Origin of the sequence: Virgibacillus chiguensis, from assembly GCF_900129865.1 — a bacterium.
Taxonomy (GTDB): Bacteria; Bacillota; Bacilli; order Bacillales; family Amphibacillaceae; genus Virgibacillus; species Virgibacillus chiguensis.
In genome coordinates this window covers 24,463-30,667 of record NZ_FQXD01000026.1, presented here as the reverse complement: position 1 = coordinate 30,667, position 6,205 = coordinate 24,463, and the positions used below count along the sequence as shown (strand labels likewise).

Sequence of the window (6,205 nt, the reverse complement as noted above, 5' to 3'; positions counted from 1 at the left end):
TTTTTAGATTATTATTTTGCAGATATGAGCGAAATAAAAAATACATTTATAGGAACAGCAGGAATAGGGGCTTATGATAAATTGACCATTGCAGATGTAGAGGATGCGTTTCACGAAGTAGTAAAGATGGAAGACGGCATTCCCATGTTGCTTGATTTGGATGAATTTGAAGATTTATTGGCTACTTTAAAAGACCTGCAAAAGGATACAGGGGAAATAGCCCATCATATGGAAAAGATGGCTCGAGATTTTGAACGTATAGACCAAATTCTTGCCCAATGGTTTGGAATTAAAAACTAAAGGAGTGAGCAGCTTGAAAGAATGGGAAGAGTGGTGGGAAAATTACTTAATTAGACGAAAGCAAAAGGAAGCATTGAGAACACACATAAGAGATGTTTTGCAAAAAAAAGCAAAGGAATTTAGAACATCCTTTAATGAATGCTTTTATGATGAGTCACTTTATGAAAAGCATTCCCAAGTGAAAGATGCCTTAACTCAACAATTTGACGGTAAGGCAAACAGAGCTCTAGTAGAACGCCTTGAAATGAATGCTTTAAGGATATCAAGCATGAGCGTTAAACGTAATATTGCTTATGAAAGTATTCAGTTGTAATGGTTTTTTTTAATGGGTTTGTTAAAAACTAAAACGTATAAGTTCCTACTTTACAGCAAATAGGCAGCTAGCACCTACAATATTTTTTGTACCAAAGACTTTAGAGGAGGAAAAGCATATGACGAAAGTTAAATATGAAGTTGATTTTGCAAAGTATCAATCGGAGGTGGAGCTTATAAACGCAAGAAACAGTGTAGAAGTAGGGCTTTATTTTATAGTGGAGTTGTTGATACGAGGAACTCTTTCCGAGGAATACAATGTAATAAATGTATCCAGTAGAAGAAAATGGAGCGGCGATGATTATCCTCGTTACATTAGTGGAGCTGGATTTCCTGATTTGCTCATCTTACATAAAGATAAGCCAGATCCTTGCGCTACTGTAGAAGTTAAATATTTGCCATTTAAAAATGATTTAGGCGAAACGATTGATGAGCAAGAACAATTGAAAGAGCATATTAAAAAATTTAACACCGTTGTATATACCAACTGTTTGGAATGGCGAATATATCATAAAGAAATAGCCAATTCCATAACTGTAAAATTAGGTCGGTATCATACCGAAGAAATTGAATGGTTTGATGCATCAAATTGGGAAAGATTGATAACACAATTGGAAGGTCTATTCTAACCCAAATATGAGAAAGTAGAAAATTTAGGCAATGTTAACATGGAAAAAACTCATAAGTAAGCCCAAGGAAAGCTGATTTTTTCTGTTTGAGACAAAGGGAATATATCCTAAAAGTACAGTTTAGATTATCGTTTCAGGGACTCTCGCTAAAATTGACTAGTAAACTGTTCGTAACCTGAAGTTCTTTTAAAGGATCGTTATTCTAGTATAATAGATACTAACAATAGCAAATAGGAGAGGTATTCGTTGAAAAAAAACATTTATGTCGTTGGAGCAGTCATCATTAAAGATAATAAAGTTCTATGTGCTCAGAGAGGAGCAACAAAAACGTTGGCTTACAAATGGGAGTTTCCTGGAGGTAAGATAGAAAACAGTGAGACGCCAAAAGATGCCTTAAAACGAGAAATTGCAGAGGAAATGCAATGCAATATTAAAGTTGGTAGTCAGCTGGATCACACGGTGTACGAATACGAATTTGGGATTGTACACTTGACTACGTTTTATTGTACGCTTATAGGAAGTGAGCCAGTTTTAACTGAACATAAAACAATAAAATGGTTACCAAAACAAGAATTGCATATGTTAGATTGGGCGCCAGCAGATATTCCGGCAGTCGAAAAATTGGTGAATGAATCAGTTATCTAAAGTAATCATTTCGTTTGGTTGGTGGTAAGATGGAAAATTTTCTTAGAAACTTAGAAGATTCCTTGTATAAGGGATTCATAGATCGAAATTATGGAAAAATAGATACATATAAACCAAAGTTATTAGTGAATAATACACAGAAAAATGAAGATGTATTGTCCTCCATAATCGAGGAGATGAACAGTTGTCATTCGTTTATTTTCTCCGTTGCTTTTATTACGGAAAGCGGCTTGGCAACGCTAAAATCTCATCTTTTAGATATGAAAAGAAAAGGAATTCACGGTCGAATTCTAACATCTACATTTTTGAATTTTAATCAACCGAAAATTTTTAAGGAATTAATGAAAATAACGAACGTAGAAGTAAGATTAACCGATAAAGAAGGATTTCATTCTAAGGGTTATATATTTGAGCATGATAAGTATTTCTCTTTGATTGTTGGAAGTTCAAATCTTACTGCTCAAGCGTTGAAGGTGAATTATGAGTGGAATGTTAAGCTTACATCTTATTTAGATGGAGAAATAATTAATCACTTTAAAAATCAATTTGAGGATGTTTGGAATAGTGCAACTCCTTTAACCAATGAGTGGATTAAATCTTATGAAGAGGTATATACACCTGTTGCATATCAAGCTGCTGGTAAAGTAGTAGAACTTCCCGTAGATTATGAGGATAATCCTTTAAAAACCGCGACAAATATAAAACCGAATAAAATGCAGACCGCGGCATTGGCAGAAATAAAACGGGTAAGAGATGAAGGACATGATAAAGGGCTTGTTATATCAGCAACAGGAACGGGGAAAACTTACTTGGCTGCGTTCGATGTACGTGGTGTTGCCCCAAAACGAATGCTATTTGTCGTACATAGAGAGCAAATTTTACATAAAGCTAAATCAGATTTTCAACGAGTGATGGGAGGTCTTAGCAAGGACTTTGGAATTCTGTCTGGCTCGCATAAACAAATGGATGCAAAGTATTTATTCACAACGATACAAACGATTTCTAAACCGGAAACCTTGAAGCAATTTGATTGTCAGGAGTTTGATTATATTTTAATTGATGAGGTTCATAAAGCAGGTGCGGATTCTTATTTAAAAGTATTGGATTATTTTCAACCTGCATTCTTATTGGGGATGACAGCAACACCTGAGCGTACGGATGACTTTAACATATATGAGTTGTTTGATTATAATATTGCCTATGAGATTCGGTTGCAAGAAGCATTAGAAGAAGATATGCTTTGCCCGTTTCATTATTTTGGTGTTACAGATTTAGAGTACAATGGAGAGGTAATTGACGATACAGCAATTCTATCAAAACTCGTCACAGATGAAAGGGTAGAACATATTCTTGATAAGCTACACTACTATGGGCACTCAGGTAGTTCAGTAAAAGGGTTGATGTTCTGTAGTCGAAAAGAGGAAGCTGCAAAATTATCAGATGCTCTAAATCAAAGAGGTTTCCGAACTGTTGCTTTAACGGGAGATCACTCGCAGGAAGAACGCATGTATCAAGTGAATCGCCTCGAAAATGGTTCTTTGGATTACATTATAACAGTTGATATTTTTAATGAAGGTATTGATATTCCGAGTGTTAATCAAGTTGTCATGTTAAGGCAAACACAATCAAGTATTATTTTCATACAGCAATTAGGGCGTGGTCTTCGCAAGCATCAATCTAAGGAGTTTGTGACTGTCATTGATTTCATTGGTAACTATAAAAATAATTACCTGATACCAATAGCTCTTTCAGGAGATAGGTCGCAAAATAAGGATAATATACGTAGGAAAGCAACAGAATCAAGTTATATTAAGGGCGTTTCAACGGTTAACTTTGAAGAGATTGCTAAGAAACAGATATTTAAGTCCATTAATGCCAGCAATTTAACAGCAATGAAAGTATTCAAAGAAGCATTCGCGGAACTGAAAAACCGAATTGGTAGAACACCATTTTTATTTGATTTTATTATAAATCATTCCCTCGATCCTGTAGTCATTGCAAGGAAATTTAAAAATCATTATGCGTTTTTGTTAAAAATGAAAGAAAATATTTCTACTATAAGTGCATATGAAAACGCTGTTGTAACTATGTTATCTCTGGAAGTGTTAGATGGGAAGCGTAAGCATGAGCTTATATTGCTTAAGCTGTTATTAGAGCAAGGGACTGTTTCTCTCAAGGATTTTGAGAAGGAATTAAAAGGAGCCGGTTGTATAGTTGATAATCAGACTAGAGAGTCTGTGGAACGCATTTTTGATTTATCCTTTTTTACGCAAACAGATCAAAAGAAGTATGGAAGCAAACCGATTATTGAACTTAACAACGGCTGCACTTATTCATTTAATGATGATATATACCAAAGTTTACAGACTAACTCTATATTTAAAGATTTAGTCAAAGATGTGGTTAAGAGTGGTTTAGAACGAAATAAAAAATATAATCCAGGCGAACCTTTTACCAGGTATGAAAAATATACGAGAAGAGATGCATGTAAGTTACTGAATTGGAAGAATGATGAGAGTGCAACGGTTTATGGGTATAAACCAAAGTACGACACATGTCCCATTTTCGTGACATATCACAAAAATCATGCAGTAGAAGCCAGCGTTAATTATGGGGATGAATTTATAAGTCCAAAGGTATTGAAGTGGTATACTCGTAACAAAAGAACCTTGGCATCAAAAGAAGTGAAAAAGATTCTCCATGCAGAAGAAACAAATATGGATATGCACCTGTTTATTAAAAAAGATGATGATGAGGGTAGGGGCTTTTACTACGTAGGTAGAACACTCCCTGACAAAGAGACTGTTAAGCAGGACACCATGATAGATAAAAATGGAAAACAAATTCCGGTTGTCCATATGGATATGATTTTAGATAAAGCTATGGACCATAAGCTGTATCGTTATATCATACATGGGGATACATAGGGAAATTAAAATTTAACAGGAATAATGGGGAGAGGCGGTTTGGTAAGATAGCCTGTCCCTACTGCGTTTATAAGAAAAATAATGGAGGGGGAATAAGATGAGTGAATGGAAGAAACTGCTAAGAGATTCGCAATCTAGGTGGGATGAAAATGCTGAATACTGGGATGATTATATGGGTGAGGAAAGTAATCAATTTCACCGTGAGTTGATTAGGCCAAGTACGGAAAAATTATTACAGGTTGCAGGAAATGAAGCTATATTAGACGTAGCTTGTGGTAATGGAAATTTCTCTAGAAGATTAGTCGAGTTAGGTGACATTGGAGGTTGATATACTGTAATGTTAATATATGTATTTAAAGAGAGGGGATTTTGTAATGTCATCTGATACGCGTTATTTACATGTTTACGCTCAACACTCCTACCATCAGGAATCTTTAATAGTTGGTAATAGAGAAGGATTATTGGAGCTTAGAAGATTAATTGATAAGGCTCTTGTTCAAGGTACCTCTGCTAGCGGAATGTTTTTCCCTTCGGATGATGAGGGGTATGAAGTGTATGTTGGAATGGTAAATGATGAAAAGTTGTTTCGATCTTTTGAAATGCCCTATACAGAACAATTTGGCAAAAAAAATGATCATAGTATGTTCCTTAATTTGAACAATGATCCTAATGCACCTTACGATGTGTTTAAAATTTTCCAAAACACAGAAAAAGAGGAAGAGTGATTTTAATTCACTCTTCCCTGTCTTAATATAGTGTTGTATTGGATTTTGGTTTATGTTTAGAAGGAACTAAAGATCTTAAAGAATAATGTTGTCCCATGCCATTTTTACCACTAGCAATGTGATAATGCCAATACCATTTTGAAGAGCCCGGTTTTAAGGGGATTACTCCATTATCAACTCTAAATACGATTTGTTTGGATCGTTATGCTGGATTTTGAGTAGTGATGTGATTTTTCCGTATCTGTTTTTTGAGTTCCAATGTAACTTATAATGTTTTCCGACCCTTTTAAGTTTATTTTTAAGATATTTAGAAGCTACTTTAGTTCCGTGTTTAGCGGCTGCTTGTATAGCAAATCTACCAGCTGCTGCAGCAATTGGAACGAGGATTGGAGCTATTGTAGGCATAATGATTCCAGTTTCTTGTTCTTTCTCATAATCAGCGTATTCTTTATTATATTTCTCTTCAAGTCTTAGAAATTCAGAACTGTTATAGATATCTTCATATACTCTTGCAAATTCTTCGTCACTCATATTCTCAAAATCTTGTTCGGAATAATTAAAACCACTGAGATAACTATCAATCTCTTTTTCAAGTTCAATTATTTCATCTGGTAATTCCTCGTCTATTAACTCACTATCTTCAATAAAATATGTATATTCGTCTTGT

8 protein-coding genes are annotated in these 6,205 nt (G+C 34.8%); 7 read left to right on the top strand and 1 reads right to left on the bottom strand.

From position 1 onward, the window contains the following. From BUB45_RS20015 to BUB45_RS18405, 7 genes are all read left to right on the top strand, one after another. Window positions 1-300, top strand: a 300-nt coding sequence (locus BUB45_RS20015) for a hypothetical protein (RefSeq protein ID WP_073013208.1), incomplete at its 5' end; no start/stop codon positions are given. 13 nt (window positions 301-313) lie between these two features. Continuing rightward, window positions 314-613, top strand: coding sequence for a hypothetical protein (locus BUB45_RS18430; RefSeq protein ID WP_073013206.1), 300 nt, complete (start codon window positions 314-316; stop codon window positions 611-613). 118 nt (window positions 614-731) lie between these two features. Then, entirely contained in the window at window positions 732-1,241 is a 510-nt protein-coding gene (locus BUB45_RS18425; RefSeq protein ID WP_073013195.1) for a hypothetical protein, read from the top strand. Window positions 1,242-1,487: 246 nt separating this feature from the next. Beyond that, window positions 1,488-1,886, top strand: coding sequence for a (deoxy)nucleoside triphosphate pyrophosphohydrolase (locus BUB45_RS18420; RefSeq protein WP_073013193.1), 399 nt, complete (start codon window positions 1,488-1,490; stop codon window positions 1,884-1,886). A gap of 29 nt (window positions 1,887-1,915) precedes the next feature. Next, the gene (locus BUB45_RS18415; RefSeq protein ID WP_073013192.1) at window positions 1,916-4,813 is read left to right on the top strand and encodes a DEAD/DEAH box helicase; all 2,898 of its coding nucleotides are present in this window, start codon (window positions 1,916-1,918) and stop codon (window positions 4,811-4,813) included. Between the two features lie 97 nt (window positions 4,814-4,910). Then, complete coding sequence (locus tag BUB45_RS18410) at window positions 4,911-5,141, top strand: class I SAM-dependent methyltransferase (protein WP_073013190.1); 231 nt, start codon at window positions 4,911-4,913, stop codon at window positions 5,139-5,141. Window positions 5,142-5,187: 46 nt separating this feature from the next. Next, a complete protein-coding gene (locus tag BUB45_RS18405) occupies window positions 5,188-5,538 on the top strand; it encodes a hypothetical protein (RefSeq protein WP_073013188.1) in 351 nt (116 codons plus the stop codon). A gap of 162 nt (window positions 5,539-5,700) precedes the next feature. On the opposite strand, the gene BUB45_RS18400 is transcribed toward BUB45_RS18405, so the two are convergent. Beyond that, window positions 5,701-6,069, bottom strand: coding sequence for a hypothetical protein (locus tag BUB45_RS18400; RefSeq protein WP_073013186.1), 369 nt, complete (start codon window positions 6,067-6,069; stop codon window positions 5,701-5,703). Between the last annotated feature and the right edge of the window lie 136 nt (window positions 6,070-6,205).